The sequence below is a fragment of the Clostridium sp. LIBA-8553 genome (genome assembly GCF_057782465.1).
This window is the reverse complement of the sequence record NZ_CM173489.1, coordinates 1,313,783-1,332,382: the sequence shown is the minus strand read 5'-3', so window position 1 is coordinate 1,332,382 and position 18,600 is coordinate 1,313,783. Positions and strand designations below refer to the sequence as shown.

The window sequence follows — 18,600 nt, the reverse complement described above, 5'->3', positions numbered from 1 at the left end:
ACCTTTTTCTTAAATATTGTATAATTAACATATATATTGTATAATTAACATATATTATGAAATTACTAGAGAATTTCAATTATATTTATCACGTAGGTATATAAAGAAATATGAAAGCAGGTGAATTCCTAAATGAGAAAAAATCGAATTAATTACTTGGTGCAGTTATAAGAACTGATAGTAGATTGTACCAAGATTAATTTATATTACTATCAGGTAACTGCACCAATTTTCTTATAATAAAAAACTTAAAGAAAAGAGGACCAGTTATGAATTATAGTGAATTAAAAGAATTGTGGCAAAAAGAAGAGAAAATAAATTTTAAAGGGTGGGACTTTTCCTATTTAGAAAATAGATGGGAAAGTGAAGAATTACCTTGGAATTATAAAGATATATTAAAGAAATATTTAAATGTAGATTATAAATTACTTGATATGGGTACTGGTGGTGGAGAATTTTTATTATCATTAAATCACCCATATAATAATACAGTAGTTACAGAAAAATGTGAGCCTAATGTGAAGTTATGCAAAGAGCGTTTAGAACCACTTGGAATTGAAGTCAAGCAAGTATTTCATGATAATGAATTACCTTTTGAAGATAATACTTTTGATATTGTTATCAATAGACAAGCATCATTTAATATTAAAGAGGTAAAAAGAATATTAAAGCCTAATGGACTATTTATTACTCAACAGGTTGGTTGTAAAAATAATAGAACATTATCAAAATCACTAATAAAAGACTTCAAAGCAAATTTTCCAGAAAACTCTTTAGCAAATATATTAAAAGAATTCTATGAAAGCTCCTTTGAGATCATATATAGTAATGAATATTTTCCATATTTAAGATTTAAGGATATTGGAGCAATTGTGTATTACGTTAAAAGAATAGAATGGGAATTTCCAAACTTCTCTGTAGATAATTGCTTTAAAGAGTTATGCAAATTAAATGAAGAATTAAAAGTTAATGGCTATATAGAGAGTTTTCAACATAGATATATCATAATTTGTAGAAACTCAAAATAATCCTACTCTTAAATTCACAAGAATTATAAAAAAACAGACAAGTACTCCTTGTCTGTTTTAATTATTTTTATTAATACACTTTTCTAAAGCCTAGTATACCATCTACACCTCCAACCTTCTCATAGAATTTATGAGCGGATTTTCTATAGTCTGATGAAACTAAGAGGGCATAGTTACAATTTTTCTCTTTAGCAAACTTATCTGCTTCATCCATAAGTTTTTTTCCAATTCCCATGCCTCTTGTGTTCTTTTTTAGTAACATTACTATTTATGCTAAAAAACTTTTTTATCTCATTAACTATTATTCTCATATTTTACCTCTTTATTTAATTTAATATTTCTATATTTCTCTCCATTATAACTTCCATAGCTAAAAATACTATGAAAATTATATATAAATATTCCTTAGTCTGTATATGATCTGCATTTAAAGTAATCATTGTATCATTGACAGCATTAACCTTTTTTGCATAAAATTATATTAACCCCTTTAATTTCTTATATTATATTCTATACTTAATTATTATTCCTATTGCTCCATTCATGGGTAAGAATTAAAGAAAGTAATGATAGTAATAAATATGTGAAGTTATGAAACTAGCTAAATTTATGGAGGTTATGAAAATGAAAGATCCTTTAAAAATATCAAAGTTTGGTATCTATGTTTCTTTGTTTGGTATGATTGTAATTCTACTAAGTATAATTTGTTCAATGATTAAAGGTCATCCATTAAGAAATTCATATACATTACTTGCTGCTATGACTACTATACTTTGCTCTAACCTTGCAATTTATAGTTCAAATAAGAATAAATATGATAATAATACTTCTAAATAAATTATTGCATTATGAAAACAATAGAAAGGTATGTAAATGGTATTCCCAATGAGAATATTAGATGATATAAGTGAATTTATTTTTGTTGAAGATGAACCCAAACCTTGTGACATAATATTCATACCAGGTTCATCTAAGTATGAGCCAAGTGAGAAAGCTAGCTTATTGTATAGGCACGATTTTGCTAAATATATTTTACCATCAGGTAAGTTTTCTTGCAAACTAGAAAAATTTCCTAATGAGAAGATAAAAAGTGAAAAATATGCTGGTACATATAAGTCAGATTGGCAGTTTTGTTCTGAAGTTCTACTTAAAAATAATGTACCTTACGATGCTATTTTACGTGAGGATAATTCGACTAATACATATGAAAACGCCTTTTTTTCAAGGAAGGTTACAGATGATTTAAAATTAGAAGTTAAAAGTGCAATAATATGTTGCCAAGCCTTCCATGCTAGAAGAGCTTTAATGACTTATTCATTAGCTTATCCTAATACTAAGTTTTATATTGTTCCTGTAGAAACTCAAGGTATTTCTAAAGATAATTGGTATAAGTCTGACTATGGAATAAGCCGAGTTCTTAGAGAACTTAAGAAATGTGGTTCTTATTTCGAAAGCTACTTAAAAGAATTTACCACACTGAATAAACTTTAACAGTAAAGCAATACTTTAATTATAATTTGATGAAAAAACATATTTTAAGATTACAAGAAAAACAGTATTACGAATTTTAAAATGACAAGGTTGCCTTAATAGACAACCTTTTTTAGCTTTTTATTCATATATTTTTGCCATATAGTACTCATCAATATATTGCCCATCAACGAATACAGAATTTCTTTTGATTCCTTCAATCTTAAATCCACTCTTTTCATAAATATTCTTTGTAATAATATAATTTAATATATAATTCTTCTATTATCCTTTTTAATTATAAGCTATGTTTTAAATAGTAGTAATTTTTAGATAGGACTGTAGACCATCTTAATAAGTAGTTAGTTCTAAAAATCTAGCTAAAAACCAACATTCTCCTAAAACAGAGCCTAATTGTATATACGCATAATAACTTCATTAAATAAATATGGTTGAATTAAAGGATATGTTAAATTTACAGGTATTGTATCAAATAACCTAACTTCACCAATTTCAGAATTAGGCAATTCATCAAGTTCATTTATTTCTGCATAAAACAACTTACCAAAAGATTTAACTCCTTCATGTTCTACAGAATAAATACATACTGGTGTAATTTTAAAATCCTTTGCTCCTGTTTCTTCAACCAATTCTCTTAGTGCAGTCTCATTAATATCTTCATTTTTCTCTCTATGTCCACCTGGGATCTCCCATGTTTTTCTCTCTTTATGCTTTACAAACAAACATTTTTCTTTATATCTTGCCACAATAACAGCAAATAAAGGTTTACTATCTTCTACTTTATGTAATTCATAAAAATTCACTTTTAGCATAATACCCTCTCCTATTTATAAAAATTAAAATCACCCTAATACTTTTTATAAAATATTTCGTCTTGTATCCATATAGTAACATAAAAAATAAATGTTACTTTTAAAAAGTAACATTATTAATGATAAGTTTAATACTTATAAACATATTAATAAAATAAGTCTAAGTTAATTTTGTATTCTTTCTTATTAATACATACTTAAATAATAAAGTAATGAATAATTGTATTGCTCACATAAAAGGGAGAATTACTTTAGAAAAGATTTTAATATTATGTGTAAGTGGATCAGTTGGTAAGACTTTATGTAATGAATTAAAAGCCTCTTACAAGATTTATGGCACATATAACAAGAATAAAATTTCTATTGATGCTGTAGAAATGATAAAATTTGAATATGAAATTAACCACTTTGATTTTATAAAAAACTATTACTAAAATACTGGTTCATACTTTCTCTAGGCATTAATTTTATAAATTATAGTTATTAATATTTATAAAAAATAAAAACCTCCTTTAGCTTTTGAAATAAGCTTGTACCTATTTTCCTCTTAGCTAAAGAAGGTTTTATTAAAATTCTAAAAGTATTCTTAACTCTTATAAATCAAGTTATTTTCTATTTAGGCTCTGATATATAAAATTGTTATTTCTATAACTTTACCTCTTAATTTCTATTGTTTTTAGCACCTTCTATTTTCCATAGAAGCATAGCCACTCCTATACCAACAGCTGCAACTCCAATTATTACAATGACTATTCTTCCACCTACTGAGCCAGTGTTAGGTAAGAAACCTGAATGTTTAACCTTAACTTTACATGTAGCTTTAAATCCTCCATCTTTAGTTGTTACTGTTATTTCAGCTTCTCCAGATGATAGTGCTTTTATTTTTCCATCCTCATCAACTGATGCCACCTTAGGATTATTTGAAGTCCAAGTAACCTCTTTGTTAGTTGCATTCTTTGGACTTATTTTAGCTTTTAAAGTATAACTTTCACCTTTTTTAAGGTTTAAATTCTTTTTATTTAACTTAACTCCAGTTACCTTCACCTCTTCTGAAGGAGGAACTTCTTTTTCATTTACTTTAACATTGATTTCCTTAGTACTTGATGCACCATTGCTATCTGTTACTTTGTAAACTACTTTGTAATCTCCAGCCTTTTCTGTATTAACTGTATTCTCTACAATCTTAATACCCTTTGTTAAGTCTCCATCTTCTTTATCATCTGCTGTTACATCTTTCATTGGCTCGAAAGTATCTCCAACTGTTAAAGTAACATCCTTAGCATTTATTTCTGGAGCATTATTTATAACTGCTGGCGGTACACTATCCTCTTTAAGTGCTAAAATAGCAGTTCCTCCATCTTCTTTTGAAGGCACTTTCACAGTTACATTTCCATCCTTATCTACTGAGTATTCATTTCCACTATATAAGTCTTTAACCTTATCCCCTTCTTTGAAGTTTGTTTTAAAGCTTACATCTTTGCCTTCATTTTTAGTGTTTAATACGACAAATAGATTTTCTCTATTTGGAATATTAGAAGATTCATTAGTAGCATTTAAATGCATAGAAGTATCTTGCTCTCCTCCATTGTAGCTTCTTAATACAACTGAGTATCCCTCTTCATTGTTTCCAGCAATAGTTTTTCTATCACCTTTTGAGAATACCTTAGAGTATTCTTTTCTTATATTAAGAAGTTTTGAGTAATGGTCATAAACCTTTTTATACTTAGGATCATTTAATCTTTCAAAGTCCATATCATATCTATTTTGATCCCCTTGTTCAAAGCCATTCCATCCTGACATTCCAAGTTCTTCTCCATAGTATATAACTGGGATTCCCTTATCTGTTATTTGAAGAGATGCTGCAAGCATTTGCTTTCCTAAATCATCTCCTACAGTTTTTAAGAATCCATCTTCATCGTGGCTGCTTAAGAATTGTCCCATTAAGTTAGTATTACTTATTTTGCTTGCTCTATCATCTAAATAAGCTGAAGCTCCTTCAACATTTCCATTTACAAAATCTCTTGCTTTACCCTTATAACCAAAGTCTAATAAAGCATCCATTTGTCCATTTTGAAGTTGTCCTCCATCATTATTTATATCAGCACCGAAATATTCACCAATAGTTTTAAAGCTTGGATCTATTTCTGTTAATTTGTTTTTAAACGCCTTCCAAGTTGTGTTATCAACATGCTTAACTGTATCTACTCTGAAGTAATCAATAGTGTTTCCTTTATCAGTCTTAGCTTTTTTAATCCATCCTGTTTGCCAATCTATTAATTTTGCTCTTACTTGTGGATCCTCTGTTTTGAAATCTGGAAGACCTGACGACTCTTGAGTTATAAAATCATTTCCTGGATTTTCTCTAAGCATTCCATTGAACTTAGCTCTATCTCCATCTGTTGGATAGTTGTTTGCTCCACTATTACCATCTGCATTCTTCATTCCGTATCCAGTATGGTTTAAAACAACATCAACCATTATTTTTATTCCATTATCATGAGCTGTATCTATTAAAGTTTTTAAGTCATCCATAGTTCCTAAGTGTGGATCTAATGTTTCAAAGTCCTTAGCCCAGTAACCATGATATGAGTATTGAGTTTTTCCTTGAGAGAACATTTGATTAAAATCAGTATTCTCAACAATAGGTGTTATCCAAATTGTGTTGATTCCAAGTTCTTTTAAGTATGGAACCTTATCTGTTAATCCTTTTAAATCTCCCCCATGATAAGTATATGGATTTTTCTTATCATAGTTATTTTCATGAGGATCATCATTATTATTATCTCCATTAAAGAATCTATCTGTTACTGTAAAGTAAATTCTAGACTCATCAAATCCAAAGTCTAAAGGACCAACTCCAACCTTTGATTTAACTGTTAACTTTCCTGAAGCTTTATGATTTTCTCCATTATTATCAACTATTGTAACTGGTATTTCCTTTTCTCCAGTCGGTACGCTATCATTTATTCCTATACTTTGACTTAATGAACCATTCTTTAATAAATTTAAATCCATTAAGATTTTATTAGGTCCACCTACACTTGTAAGATCCATATAAACTTCTTTTATATTTTCTTTTTTAGCATCACTTCCGCTTAATTTAAGATTTACAAGAGCATTTTCATCATAGTTAACCTGATTATTTGCAAAAGTAACCTCTCCATTTATCTTCAATGGAGAATATTCTATTGTTTGCTTTTCAGTTTCTGTTGTCTTACCATCCTTAGTAACTAAGAAACTATATTCATAAGTGCCAGGTTTTATATCTTTTAATGAATAGCCAAAGAACTCATTTTGTGAATCATAAGTCATATCATAAGTCTTTGTATCCTTAAATAATAATCCTGGTGAAGTAACCTTAACTTGAACCTTATCTATTGAAGATTGATTATTTTCTTCATATAAAGCTTTATCTCTGTATTTAAAGTCAATGTTTCCTTCCTTTATTTCAGCATTCTTTATTGCTGGAACTTGGAAGAATTCTCCCACTCCACTCTTAACAGTTACCTTTGTTACATTCATTGATGGATCTATTTTTATATATCTGTCTGAATCATATGGGTCTTTTTCATCCCAACCTGTTCCTTTTCTTAAGACAAATCCAACTTGTGTTACATCTGGTGCTATTTCAAACTTAACTACTGCCTTACCATCTTTAACTTCAGTGAAGTTTTGTTGTCCATCATTTACTCCTGTTTGCCAAGTCCAAATGTTCCATCCATCATAGTCTTTATCATCTCTAACATAAGTGAATTCAATATACTTTTTAGTATATTTTTTAACTTCTATTTCTTTAGTTGCTTTTGTATCTCCACTCTTAGCTGTTATCTTAACCTTACCTGGCTTTATTCCTTGAACTACTCCAAGAGTTGATACCTTAGCTATGCTTTCATCAGATGATGTCCACTCTATATTAGCTCCTGTCATCACTTGACCAAATTGATCTTTAACAGTAGGGTTAATTTGAATATCCTTACCTGTATAAACTTGATTTGGTCCATCTAATTCTAAAGAAGTTGGAACAAGGTGAACTACTTCCACATCTACTTCCTTAGTTAAACTTCCAGAGCTTAAAGTTATAATTGCTTTTCCTTCTTTTAAAGCAGTTACTTTTCCATTGTTTGAATCAACATTTATTACTGAATCATCTGAAACAGTCCATTTGATTTCTGAGTTAGGAATTATTCTTCCATTTTGGTCTTTAACCACTGCCTTTAAAAAGCTTGAAGCTCCTATATCTAGTTTTAAGCTTGAAGGGGTAATATCTATAGAAGTTGGTGTTTGTACCTCTCCATCTAGGCTTTCATCATAAAGAACCTTAGCTGATAAAGGTGCGACTTTTACTGAATTTGCTCCCTTAAGAGTTTCTAAGACATCTGTTCCAGCCTTATGTTCATTTACTACTACATTCCAATCACCTTGGTGAGGAAGTCCTACTTCCTTCTCAGCATTGTTTCCATTATAAACTACTACGATATTCTTCCATGAGTCTCCATTAGCAAAATTCTTAAGTTGGAATACAACTACGTTATCATTAGCCTTAGTCACTACTAAGTTGCTTTCAATAGCAGCCTTTGTATCCATTCTAAATGCTGGATGTGATTTTCTTAAGGCTATTAATCCTTGATAATAATCAAATACTCCATTAAACTTTTCTTTATTTTGCCAATTTATTTGATTTATAGCATCTGGACTCTTATAACTATTATGATCTCCATATTTACTTCTTAAGAATTCATCTCCTGCTTGGAAGAATGGAATACCTTGTGAAGTCATTGTAATAGCAGTTGTTAATACACTTCTTCTTACATATTCATTGTCTAAAGGATTATCTTCTGTTATTACGCTATATGGTCTAGCTTTCTTTTCAACAGCTTCTTGAACTGAGGAATAATTGTTAGCATCCTCTCCTGTTAAAGCTCCATCTCTCATTTCTAAGAAACCTGCGACCTTTTCCTTGCCAGCTGCCTTTATTATCTTATCCCAAAGATTTAGGTTATCGTGAGCCGTTACATAGTTTATTGTTTCACTTGGACTATCAGTGAAATCATCAACTGAGCCCTTAACACCTGCTACTATAGCACCTTCTTTACCAGTGGCTCCAGTGGCAAAACCTTGTCCAGCTCCATCACTATCGCCTTTTATAGCGTTTCTAAAGTTATCATTAAATACTGCAAACCCTTTACCTTTTTGGCTTCCTTTTAAAGTTTGTTGGTCTTGTGGAAGAGCACTTCCTCCCGCTTGCCATGGTTCACCATATATTATTAAGCTTGGATCAACTTCATTTATTAACTCAGTTGTTAGTTCACTCATAGTTTTTGTATCTATTAATCCCATTAAGTCAAATCTAAATCCATCAACATCATATTCTTTAGCTAAATGTTTAACAGAATCTTTTATATATTTTCTAACCATAGGTCTTTCAGTTGCAACTTCATTACCACAACCTGATCCATTAGTATATTTGCCTTCATCATTAGTTCTATAGAAATATCCTGGTACAACTGGATCAAAAGGTGAATTTTGTCCTGTTCCTGAGGTATGGTTATAAACTACATCCATAACAACTCTTATGTCATTTTTATGAAGAGTTTGTACCATGTCTTTAAATTCTTTTACTCTTGATGTTGGATCTTGTGGATTTGTTGAGTATGATCCTTCTAAAGAGTTATAGTTTTGTGGGTCATATCCCCAGTTAAATTGAGGCTTATTACTTACTTCATTTACTGAAGAATAATCAAAAGATGGTAATAAATGAACTGTTGTTATTCCTAATTCCTTTAAATGATCTACTCCTGTTTTAAAATCAGTTCCTGGTACCTTTGTTCCTTCCTCTGCTATTCCTTCAAACTTACCTTTGTTTTTTATACCTGAATCTTGAGATATTGAGAAATCTCTAACATGCATTTCATATAAAATTGAATCTGTAGGATTTAACATAGTAGGTTTTTTAACACTACCCCATCCATCTGGGTTCGTAGCTGAAAAATCAATTATAGCTCCTCTTTGACCATTAGCTGAAACAGCCTTTGCATATGGATCTATAGCATAATTAGTTTTTCCATCAGGGAAGCTTACTTTGTACATATAGTACTTACCTTCTAAGTTCTCATTAACTTTTAAGCTCCAAACTCCCTTATCTTCCTTGGTCATAGGAATTTCTCTTCCACCAGTATTATCTGTTACCTTACCATTTTCATCATAAGTTCCTGCATTATCATATAATACTACGCTAACATCCTTAGCTGTTGGAGCCCATAATTTAAATGCTGAAGAATCCTTTGAATAAGTTAATCCTAAGTCATCTCCATTATAGAAATACTCTGGATCATCTAAAATTTTTCTCATAGTAACCTTAGTCGCTCTAAAGTTATCACTGCTTACTTCATAAGAATGGCTTGGATCTATTTCTGGAGTTCTAAAAAATCCTTTTTCTAAAGTTAATTTAACCTTATTATCAGCCACCTTAACTGCACTTGTTTTAAGCTCTTTATTATCAGTTTTATCAACTAGCTTAAAGGAATCTAATTCTGAATCCTCTATTTTTCCAGCTGAAGTAACTAAAAGGTCTGTTTTGCTATCCATTAAGGCAGATACTAATTTAGGTGAAGTGTCCACATCATTTTTATCATAATAAATGTTTTCATCTCCCTGAATTATCCAAACCTCTACGTTGTTTCCATTCTTAACTTCTATTGTTCTATCATGTCCAATATCTTTATCTTCCCAATTTCCTTTTCTAACAAGAAAATTCAATTTATCTGATGGGAATTTATAAACTGCTCTTGTGAAGCCTTTTTCAGCCTCATCTTTTCTATTGAAGTCATATCCTTTTCCTTCTCCACCAGTTTCCCATAACCATAGATTCCAATTATCATAGTTACCATCAAATCTATAGTAATTTATTGTATAGGTATACATTTGAGATAAAATAGAAAGTTCTTTATTAACTACATATTTTCCATCAGTTGCTTTAAGTTTTATCTTTTTACTTGAGTCTACATCCTTAGAAACCTTTAAAGTATTTCCTTCTATTGATACTCCACTTATTGGTTCCTCTAAAGACCAAGTAACCTTAGCTTCTTGTTTGTTCCCTTCTTTGTCATAGATATATGCAACTAAATCAACATCATTGCCTACTTCTACACTTGATTCTCCACCAATCTCTAAGCCTGGCATGTTTAAAACTGAATTTCCATTAGCCATGGCTTTATTTCCTGGATCTGTGAAAGAGTTGTCCCAATTATCCTTATTAGGCTTGAATTTATATTCATAAACTCCTCCTGATAAAGGCATTGTTACTTTAAATACACCATCTTCTCCTTTTTTCATTTCAACCTGTTTACTTGTGTCCCAAGATACCATTGAACCTATAAGATATAAACTATCTCCATTAAATTTAGCATTAAAGGTTACTGTTCCATCATCATTTATTACAGGGCTTTTTATTTCATCTGGCTTATTTCCATCCTCTTCTCCACCTGTATTTCCATCATCTTTTATCCCTAGTGCTTCATTTATTTCTTTAGGATTGTTTATTGAATCGTATATTTTATTTGCTTTTAAATCCGCTACAAAGATAACATTTCTGTCCTCTGGTACATTTAAAGTAACATTTCCTTGAGCTGGTATTCCTCCATTATCCCAAGAATGGTTTATAAGCCCTTTATACTCATAAGTTCCTTTTTTCATTACCTTTGAATATAAAACTTTATTTCCATCAATATTGTGCATTTCAAAATCTTTATTTGCTACATCCCAATCTCCATTTCCTTCCCTAACTGTTCCTATTAAAGAAACTGTGTTAGAAAGACTTGGATTCTGAATTGAATCTGTAACATAATTTTCTAAGTAATTGCTTAGAATAGTTATACTCTTTGTTCCTTTTGGAATTGTAGTTTTAATATTTTCTCCTACTTCACCATTGTTCCAATCACCATTATAAGCAACCTTGTACTCTAAATTAAAATCCTTTTCTTGAGCACTCTCTTTTATAGGGAAAGTCTTTTTATACATACCTCCACCTATATAATCTAACTTTTCGGTATCGTTACCGGGATTCCAATCAGAAGCCCCTTCAATTAGATCTTTTATATTTCCTGTTAATATTGCTTTAGTTTTAAACTGATCTGGATTGTTTATTGAATCATATACCTTTTTATTCTTATAATCCAATCTGAATGTTACTTCTGAATCCTTTGGTAAGTTTAGAGCTATGTTTTCTCCATTATTTCCATAACTCTCATCCCAAGTTCCATTCATGGCAACTTTGTAATTATAATTACCTGCCTTTAGCTTTAAAGTGCTTTCATATAAACCATCCTTGTACTTTTTCAGCATTCCCGGCATATTTGTGGGATTCCAATTGGAACCGTTACCACTTTGTTCTAAAAAATCTCCCACAACTACTGCAAAAGCTTCACTCTCATTCTGAACTAAAGTTTTTTGTACTTCTTTAGCCTCACTTTTCTCTTCTTCAGCCATTACTGGCATGTGAGGTAAGAAACTAAATAAGAATGTACATAAAACTAAAATAGCGATGGATTTAATCTTTTTTCTCCTACTCACTATCACAAACCCCTTTCGTATTCAATTTTTAATAATACATCTTAATATTAACATTTTCGTAATAACGTTTTCAATACTTTTAGTATTTTTGTAACATTATACAAAAATAACTAAATAAAATTAATATTTGAAATAGTTCCTTTTGTAAATATACTAAACCCGTGCTTAATTTCTTTTAAAAATTCACTTTCTTTTTTAACAGCATAGTAAGTATCCCCTTTTCTTTTAATAGATGCATTTCTTATTTTCTATTTTCCCCTACTCCTTTTAAGTTATATATTATCAAAGTATCAAACTCTCTTAAATGAATTTATTTCCATTTAAATAATTTTATGGTATATTGTCTATATTACAAATACTCATAATAATTAATATTTTTTTATAGTAAGTTTAGTTTAATAAATGAAAATATATTGTGGAGGTTCTTATATGAATTTAAAAAGCTTAAATCCTAAAAGTAGATTTAGTGAGTATGCTGAAATCTATGAGAAATATAGACCAAGCTATCCAAGGGAAATAATAGATTATCTCAATAAATCAATTGGTTTTAAAAAAACTCAATAATTGCTGATATAGGTTCTGGAACAGGAATTTCAACTAAATTGTTTTTAGATAATGGTAATACTATATATGCAGTGGAACCAAATCAAAACATGAGAAAAAAAGGAGAACAATCTCTTAAATCATATAATACTTTTCATTCTATAAATGGTTCTTTTGAAGAAACAAACTTAGAATCAGAATCTATTGATATTATAGTAGCTGCACAATCTTTCCATTGGTTTGATCCTATACCAACTAAAAATGAGTTTATGAGAATACTTAAACCTAATGGATACATTGTCTTATTAAATAATTATAGAAAATATAATTCACAAGAATTTATGAGCGAATATTTAGAAATTATAAAAAAATACAGTGAAAAATATACTAATGAGTCTACAAAAAATTCAAAAATTAATTTTTTTGACTCTAAAATTGTTTATGAAAAAACTTTACCTAACCCAATAAAAGTAGACTTTGAAAATTTTAAAGGACTATCAATATCCTATTCTTATATGCCGAAAGAAAATGATCCAAGATTTATACCTATGATATCAGATCTTAAAAAAATATATGATAAATATGAGGAAAATGGACAAGTTACTTTAAAATATGAAACCTCTATTAGTTATTGTAAGATAAAATAATTAATAGATTGCAAAGTATAATAATTTAAGCTTTAAAACTAGAAAATTATAAGTAACTTGATAAACATTAATAAGGAGGGGAATAAAATTAAAGTACTAAGAAGATCAATAATAGTAATTTGTTTAATTACTCTTTGTGTTATAGGATTTGCCTGCTTACCTAAAAGCAAATATTATTATAATGACATTAAAACACTTGTTGATGAAGGCAAAGCAGAAGTAATTGAACTAAATCAAAAGATGAAAATAGATAATGATGATTTAATCATAAAAAGAATTATTAACACTGAAGATAAATCGTATGTTAGATATAGACAAATTAGAACTACCCGAGGTTGGTCTTTCTCAGAAAGTATCTTTAGAATATTTGATGATAAAGGAGAAGAATATATCAAAGTAGCTGGAAGTGCCTCTACAAATTTTTGGGGACAAGAAGGTTTAATGCAACTTGATAAAAAGATAGGGAAAGATGTAAAATATTTAACTATTAAAGTTGACTGGTATGATAGAAAAAGTGAAATTAAAATTCCACTTAGTAAAGAAGGTGAAGCTAATGAAAATTTATAAAAAATATAGTGCAATTATAGAATGGTCTTTAGCAATACTTCTTATACTAGTTTGCTCTAAAATATTCTTTCCTGGAAGCTTCACTCCTTTAAAAACTCATGAACAATCAGAAAAATCAGTATATTATGGACCTTCTGATGTAATTAAAACTGTGGACTTAGGTAGAGAAAAAATTTATCTATGTAAATATAAGGATTGGTTTTCAGAAAGTACTGTTAGAAGAAAAATAATTAAATGGTATCCAGTTAATTATCCAGCTGGACATCCAATAGATTACTCTAAACAATTAACTTTTAATGCTTATACTTCAAAGTCTACAGAAAACTCTGAACCTATAACTAAAGTATATGGTTATGTAAATGATCCTAAAATAAAAACTATAGTATTAGAAGATAAGAATAAAGAAACTATTTCAAGTTATGAATTAGATGAAAATAAAATGTTTATTTTTGCTTGGTATGAAAATATTGAAAAAAAAGAAGTGAGCTATATAAAAGGCTTAGATAGTGATTATAATGTTGTGTATGAGGAAGAGATTACTGGCTTTTAATCCAACTAAAAACAGGATGCCAATATTTAGCACCCTGTTTTTATTTTCATCTATTAATATTTAATTTATTTCTACAGTATTTATTAATTATATAAATAACTAGGTATTATTACAAATAACAAGGAGAGAATTATGAATAAAAATGACAAGATTTCAATTATTGGTTATGTACTATCCTTATTAAGTTTTTTATTTGCACTAATCTTTTTTATGAGTGAATTTAAAACAGGTGGGAATATCTTTTTAATTACAGGTGGTATTTTATTATTTATCACCAGCATTTACAAAATAGTTTTAACAACTAAAAAAAAACATCTTAGTAAGTATTTTAAGGAAAGTTATTCAAATAGAAATGCTTATTTAGTTAGTAAATATAATAACCCTTATTATAACTTTAAATATATTACAAATAAGGGTTATAAACTCTTTAAATTCTCTAATAAAATTTCTAAACTAATTTATTTAAAAGCTTTATGCTCTATGATTACTCATTATGTTTTTAACCTCTTCAACACACTCTGGTTTTATTAATTGTAACATTCTAGGAATGAAAACCATCATGTACTCTTGATTAAATGTACCATCAGCTTGTTTTCCGAAGCTTTCAGCTAATAATTCCTTAGCCTTATCTTGATTCTCTATATCTACTCTTTCCATTATGAAATTGAAAAAATTTTCTTGCCCTTTATTCATATGAATTCTCCTCTTCTTTTGAAATATTTATAGCTATTTGCTTTAATTCTATTTTACACTATTTTCTCATCAAATATCATATAGAAAGTTTTAATATTTAATACCAAAGTATATCCTTTTCCTCCGAGAATTATTACATAATTTATTTAACTTTACATATTTAAACAAAACTGTTATATTAACTGAGTATTAATAAATTAACATTATAGAAACATAAGAGGAGGGGGACAAATTTGAATATACTATCACCGATTAAAGCAACGAGACCTAAAGAAATATTAAAAAGCATATTAAACACTATATTTTTAATTGTATTAGGAAATGGGATTATATTTTATTTTTTTAGTAAAAATTTTAAAATAACTTCTGAGTTTAAGATTTTATTTTTCATACCAACTACTGTATTTGCTTTGATTTCTTTAGCATGTCTGCTACGTTACAAAAGTATTGGCAAATTTATATTTTTATATAGTGGAATTTCTTTAACACTATTTTCATCAAAATCATTGTTATTATCTTTATATGAATTGTATTGTTTATTAAGCAATTCTATGTTTACGAAGTTTCTAATAGTCTATATAGTTATCTATATCTTTGTTATTGTTCTTAATTTGATTAACTATAATGAAATGCTTGAAAAAGCTATTAGAGGAGAAATAGTGAATAACTCAAATAATGAACCTTCTTTTTTTGGAGGATTATCTGCCTCACTTAAATTAATATTTGTTGTTTTATCATTATTATTAAGCAAAAATGTATTAAGTGGAAATCTAGCTAATTTAGCATATTCATTTATAACATTCCTAGCTGCAGTATCCTATGTTGTAGGTGTACATAACTTTGTTCTATATGCGAAACATAAGAAAATAGTAAAAATATTAAAAGAAAATTACTCTATTTATGAAGAGAATGATACTCCTTCTAATAATTTTCAATCAACTTCACTTTATATTGAAAATCAAAGTTATGAGAACTTAATGAAAAATAATAGTTAATTATAAAGTTGATTTCGTAATAACTAATAATAAAAAGAGAGAGAATCCTTTGATGTTTATCATAGATTTCCTCTCTTTTTCATTATATTTTTATAAGATTTTCAAAGTTTATCCTAGTTTCATTACTACTTACTTTCTTTAGTTCTTCTAACAACTTTCAATTATATCCTTATTTTAAACTTTGCTTAGTTCAGCTACTCTCATTCTTAATATATAACCACACTCTGTACACAGGTTCACTATGACTGGTACTGACTTTGGAAATATAATGTTTGAGGTAATTAGCTCTTTATACTTTTCAAGCTCTCCTTCTCCTATATCTGTGCATCCACATAATGGACACTTAGTTATATCCATCTTGCTCCCCCCAATATCCATAGTGACTTTACCTTAAGAAAAGATACATTAACTTATCTCTAAAACATTTTATTACAAATAAGTTCTTAAAATAAATATCATATTAACCCTAAACGTAATTTTATATAGATTTCTTTTTAAATCTCTTTATATTTTATTGCACAATATAAGATTCAAAGGAAAAATGCTATGTTAATTAACATTTTCATTTCTTCAAGTATGCCTATAAAAATAAAAAATCTAACTAACAATATATCTATATGTTAAATATTATCATATGAAAATTCTTTAGGCTAGTAATATCTATTAGAGCTGTCATCCTAACACCCTAAGATTTTATTAAAAATCTTTATTTTAGATTAATTATAAGAGGAACTCAAAAGAATTTAATCCTTGAATTCCTCTTATTTTTAATATCTTATAACAAATATAATTCTAACTAAAAGCATTTTTTACAAGCTACATATCCTTGAGTTTCTGCTTGTTGTCTAGTCATTTTTATAGCTCCCTCCATTTTATGAGCATGTGGTGAGCTGTGGTATTTATTAGACTTAGATCTCCCTCCATTAGCATAAACGTAATCTCCAGAGCCTGAATCTACTTGTTGTGCTGGGGCAGGGGTAGACTTTTTAGTTGATTCCTTAGGCTGTGAACTATGTGTTGTTGAACTTTTAGTATAATTACCAGAAGAACTAGAATTACTTCCACTTGAAGTTGTAGCTCCTCCACTTACTACTCCAGAAGTTCCGCTAGCTTTTGATGATGTATTATTAGAGGAAGTACTACTATTAGTATTTGTATTAGTACTTGTAGTATTTTTAGCCTCATCAGCCTTATTACTGTCTACTTTAGTTTCAGTATCTGATTTAGCTGATGTTGTATTGTCTGATTGAACAATGTTTTCTTTAGTCTGTTCAGTTTTTGATTGTGTCTCTTCTCCACAACCTACCATTATAAAACTCAGCATAAAAATTGCTGTTAAGATTGCTAATAATTTTTTCTTCATATATAATTCCTCCTTAGTATGTTTCAGACAACTCATATTACCATAAAATTTATTTAATGTTAAATAAATTTAAATATATAAAAATACCCCTTGAGAAATTACCTCTGAAAAACTCCTCTTACGCATAAATTTCTATTATTTTCTTTAATTTACTTATTATTGATTAAAACTTTCTTTCTTAATAATATTTATTTTTTACTTATCTATTTTTACTAATAAAAGAAATATTGTATAATTTATATTAATGGTAATTATATATCTTACTATGCTATGAGATATAAAATATGAGGTGAATATTATGAGAATAGGAATTATAGGTCCTTCTGCGGAAGAAATAATGCCCTTCATTGAAAATATTTCTGATAAAAAAACAAGCACCTTTGCCATGTTAAATTTTTATAGTGGAAAATTTAATGGGGTTGATGTTGTTTCCTTATACTGTGGAGTTTGCAAGGTAAATGCTGCTATTGCCGCTCAATTATTAATAGATAAATTCAATGTTACCCATATTATTGTAACTGGTGTGGCTGGCGGAATTGATAAAAGATTAAATATAGGAGATACGGTTATTTCAACAGAGGTTGCCTACCATGATGTTGAAGAAGGAATTCTAACTGAATATCATCCGTGGATGAGAAGTGTTTACTTTAAAGGGGACAACTCTCTTCTTGAAATATGTAAGAAAATATTAGATGAAAATGCTTTTACTCAAAAAATCTACTTTGGAAAAATTGTTACTGGGGAAGCTTTCATAAATAATGATATGAGAGAAGAAATAATTCATAACTTTAATCCCCTTTGCGTAGATATGGAAACTGGAAGCATTGCTCATGTATGCTATGTAAATAAGATTCCATTCCTAGCTGTAAGATCAATAACTGATACTGAGAATGAAAGCGGCATAGAAGTTTTTGAGAATAACTGTGAAATAGCATCTCTTAATTCTATTAAGATAGTAGAAAAAATATTGGAGTTTATTTCAGAAGATATTAATTTATAAAATTTTATGACAAACTGATTCACTAAAGGAGGAATACATATGATGAAATCTTTAAATAACTTAATTCCAATGGTATTGGCTTTAACTTTAACTACAATTATTTTTATGCCAATAAATAAGAAATTCAATATATCTAGCAAAATAGCACCATATATTCCTGTAAGCCGTGAGTTTAAAGCCTTATTTTTTATAGGATCTACACTTTTACTCTTACTTTTAGTAGGGCTTTTAGGTATATATATAATTCCAATGTCTGATTTAACATACTGTATATTTACTGGAATAGTTGCAGGTATTGGTATAAGTATAACTACTGAATTATCACCTAAGCATTGTAAATAAA

Annotated in this window: 17 protein-coding genes; 11 read left to right on the top strand and 6 right to left on the bottom strand. The window is 28.7% G+C overall.

The annotated features are described in order from the left end of the window. The first annotated feature begins 269 nt into the window (after positions 1-269). Positions 270-1,028, top strand: coding sequence for a class I SAM-dependent methyltransferase (locus AC2JAQ_RS05870; RefSeq protein WP_488458364.1), 759 nt, complete (start codon positions 270-272; stop codon positions 1,026-1,028). 70 nt (positions 1,029-1,098) lie between these two features. Here the strand turns inward: AC2JAQ_RS05870 and AC2JAQ_RS05865 are convergent, their stop codons facing one another. Further along, positions 1,099-1,290 (bottom strand): GNAT family N-acetyltransferase, encoded by a 192-nt coding sequence (locus AC2JAQ_RS05865; protein WP_488458363.1) that lies wholly within the window; start codon positions 1,288-1,290, stop codon positions 1,099-1,101. Positions 1,291-1,652: 362 nt separating this feature from the next. Here AC2JAQ_RS05865 and AC2JAQ_RS05860 point away from each other — a divergent pair, with 362 nt between their 5' ends. Continuing rightward, positions 1,653-1,865: a hypothetical protein gene (locus AC2JAQ_RS05860; protein WP_488458362.1), complete on the top strand. Its 213-nt coding sequence runs from the start codon at positions 1,653-1,655 to the stop codon at positions 1,863-1,865. A 48-nt stretch (positions 1,866-1,913) separates the two neighbouring features. Continuing rightward, the gene (locus AC2JAQ_RS05855; RefSeq protein ID WP_488458779.1) at positions 1,914-2,519 is read left to right on the top strand and encodes a YdcF family protein; all 606 of its coding nucleotides are present in this window, start codon (positions 1,914-1,916) and stop codon (positions 2,517-2,519) included. Between the two features lie 389 nt (positions 2,520-2,908). On the opposite strand, the gene AC2JAQ_RS05850 is transcribed toward AC2JAQ_RS05855, so the two are convergent. Beyond that, on the bottom strand, positions 2,909-3,331 hold the full coding sequence (locus AC2JAQ_RS05850) for an NUDIX hydrolase (protein WP_488458361.1): 423 nt from the start codon (positions 3,329-3,331) through the stop codon (positions 2,909-2,911). Between the two features lie 212 nt (positions 3,332-3,543). On the opposite strand from AC2JAQ_RS05850, the gene AC2JAQ_RS05845 reads away from it, so the two are divergent. Then, positions 3,544-3,765: a hypothetical protein gene (locus AC2JAQ_RS05845; protein WP_488458360.1), complete on the top strand. Its 222-nt coding sequence runs from the start codon at positions 3,544-3,546 to the stop codon at positions 3,763-3,765. 226 nt (positions 3,766-3,991) lie between these two features. Here AC2JAQ_RS05845 and pulA read toward each other — a convergent pair whose 3' ends face one another. Beyond that, the gene (gene pulA, locus AC2JAQ_RS05840) at positions 3,992-11,899 is read right to left on the bottom strand and encodes a type I pullulanase (RefSeq protein ID WP_488458359.1); all 7,908 of its coding nucleotides are present in this window, start codon (positions 11,897-11,899) and stop codon (positions 3,992-3,994) included. A 429-nt stretch (positions 11,900-12,328) separates the two neighbouring features. Between pulA and AC2JAQ_RS05835 the strand changes: the two genes are divergently transcribed. Genes AC2JAQ_RS05835 through AC2JAQ_RS05820 form a run of 4 tightly spaced genes read left to right on the top strand, consistent with a single transcriptional unit; the run spans position 12,329 to position 14,206 of the window. After that, the gene (locus AC2JAQ_RS05835; RefSeq protein WP_488458358.1) at positions 12,329-12,463 is read left to right on the top strand and encodes a hypothetical protein; all 135 of its coding nucleotides are present in this window, start codon (positions 12,329-12,331) and stop codon (positions 12,461-12,463) included. After that, entirely contained in the window at positions 12,460-13,089 is a 630-nt protein-coding gene (locus AC2JAQ_RS05830) for a class I SAM-dependent methyltransferase (protein ID WP_488458778.1), read from the top strand. Before AC2JAQ_RS05835 ends, AC2JAQ_RS05830 begins: the two co-directional genes overlap by 4 nt. Positions 13,090-13,146: 57 nt before the next feature. Then, on the top strand, positions 13,147-13,656 hold the full coding sequence (locus AC2JAQ_RS05825; RefSeq protein ID WP_488458357.1) for a DUF5643 domain-containing protein: 510 nt from the start codon (positions 13,147-13,149) through the stop codon (positions 13,654-13,656). After that, positions 13,643-14,206: a hypothetical protein gene (locus AC2JAQ_RS05820; protein WP_488458356.1), complete on the top strand. Its 564-nt coding sequence runs from the start codon at positions 13,643-13,645 to the stop codon at positions 14,204-14,206. Before AC2JAQ_RS05825 ends, AC2JAQ_RS05820 begins: the two co-directional genes overlap by 14 nt. A 471-nt stretch (positions 14,207-14,677) precedes the next feature. On the opposite strand, the gene AC2JAQ_RS05815 is transcribed toward AC2JAQ_RS05820, so the two are convergent. Next, positions 14,678-14,899, bottom strand: a complete 222-nt coding sequence (locus AC2JAQ_RS05815; RefSeq protein WP_488458355.1) for a hypothetical protein — start codon at positions 14,897-14,899, stop codon at positions 14,678-14,680. A gap of 233 nt (positions 14,900-15,132) precedes the next feature. On the opposite strand from AC2JAQ_RS05815, the gene AC2JAQ_RS05810 reads away from it, so the two are divergent. Next, positions 15,133-15,894, top strand: coding sequence for a hypothetical protein (locus AC2JAQ_RS05810; RefSeq protein WP_488458354.1), 762 nt, complete (start codon positions 15,133-15,135; stop codon positions 15,892-15,894). A gap of 174 nt (positions 15,895-16,068) precedes the next feature. Here the strand turns inward: AC2JAQ_RS05810 and AC2JAQ_RS05805 are convergent, their stop codons facing one another. Next, on the bottom strand, positions 16,069-16,251 hold the full coding sequence (locus AC2JAQ_RS05805) for a transcription initiation factor TFIIIB (protein WP_423239421.1): 183 nt from the start codon (positions 16,249-16,251) through the stop codon (positions 16,069-16,071). A 439-nt stretch (positions 16,252-16,690) separates the two neighbouring features. Then, complete coding sequence (locus AC2JAQ_RS05800; RefSeq protein WP_488458353.1) at positions 16,691-17,257, bottom strand: hypothetical protein; 567 nt, start codon at positions 17,255-17,257, stop codon at positions 16,691-16,693. 298 nt (positions 17,258-17,555) lie between these two features. Between AC2JAQ_RS05800 and AC2JAQ_RS05795 the strand changes: the two genes are divergently transcribed. Beyond that, positions 17,556-18,257, top strand: a complete 702-nt coding sequence (locus AC2JAQ_RS05795) for a 5'-methylthioadenosine/adenosylhomocysteine nucleosidase (RefSeq protein ID WP_488458352.1) — start codon at positions 17,556-17,558, stop codon at positions 18,255-18,257. Between the two features lie 39 nt (positions 18,258-18,296). After that, positions 18,297-18,599 (top strand): hypothetical protein, encoded by a 303-nt coding sequence (locus tag AC2JAQ_RS05790; RefSeq protein ID WP_488458351.1) that lies wholly within the window; start codon positions 18,297-18,299, stop codon positions 18,597-18,599. Position 18,600: the final 1 nt, after the last annotated feature.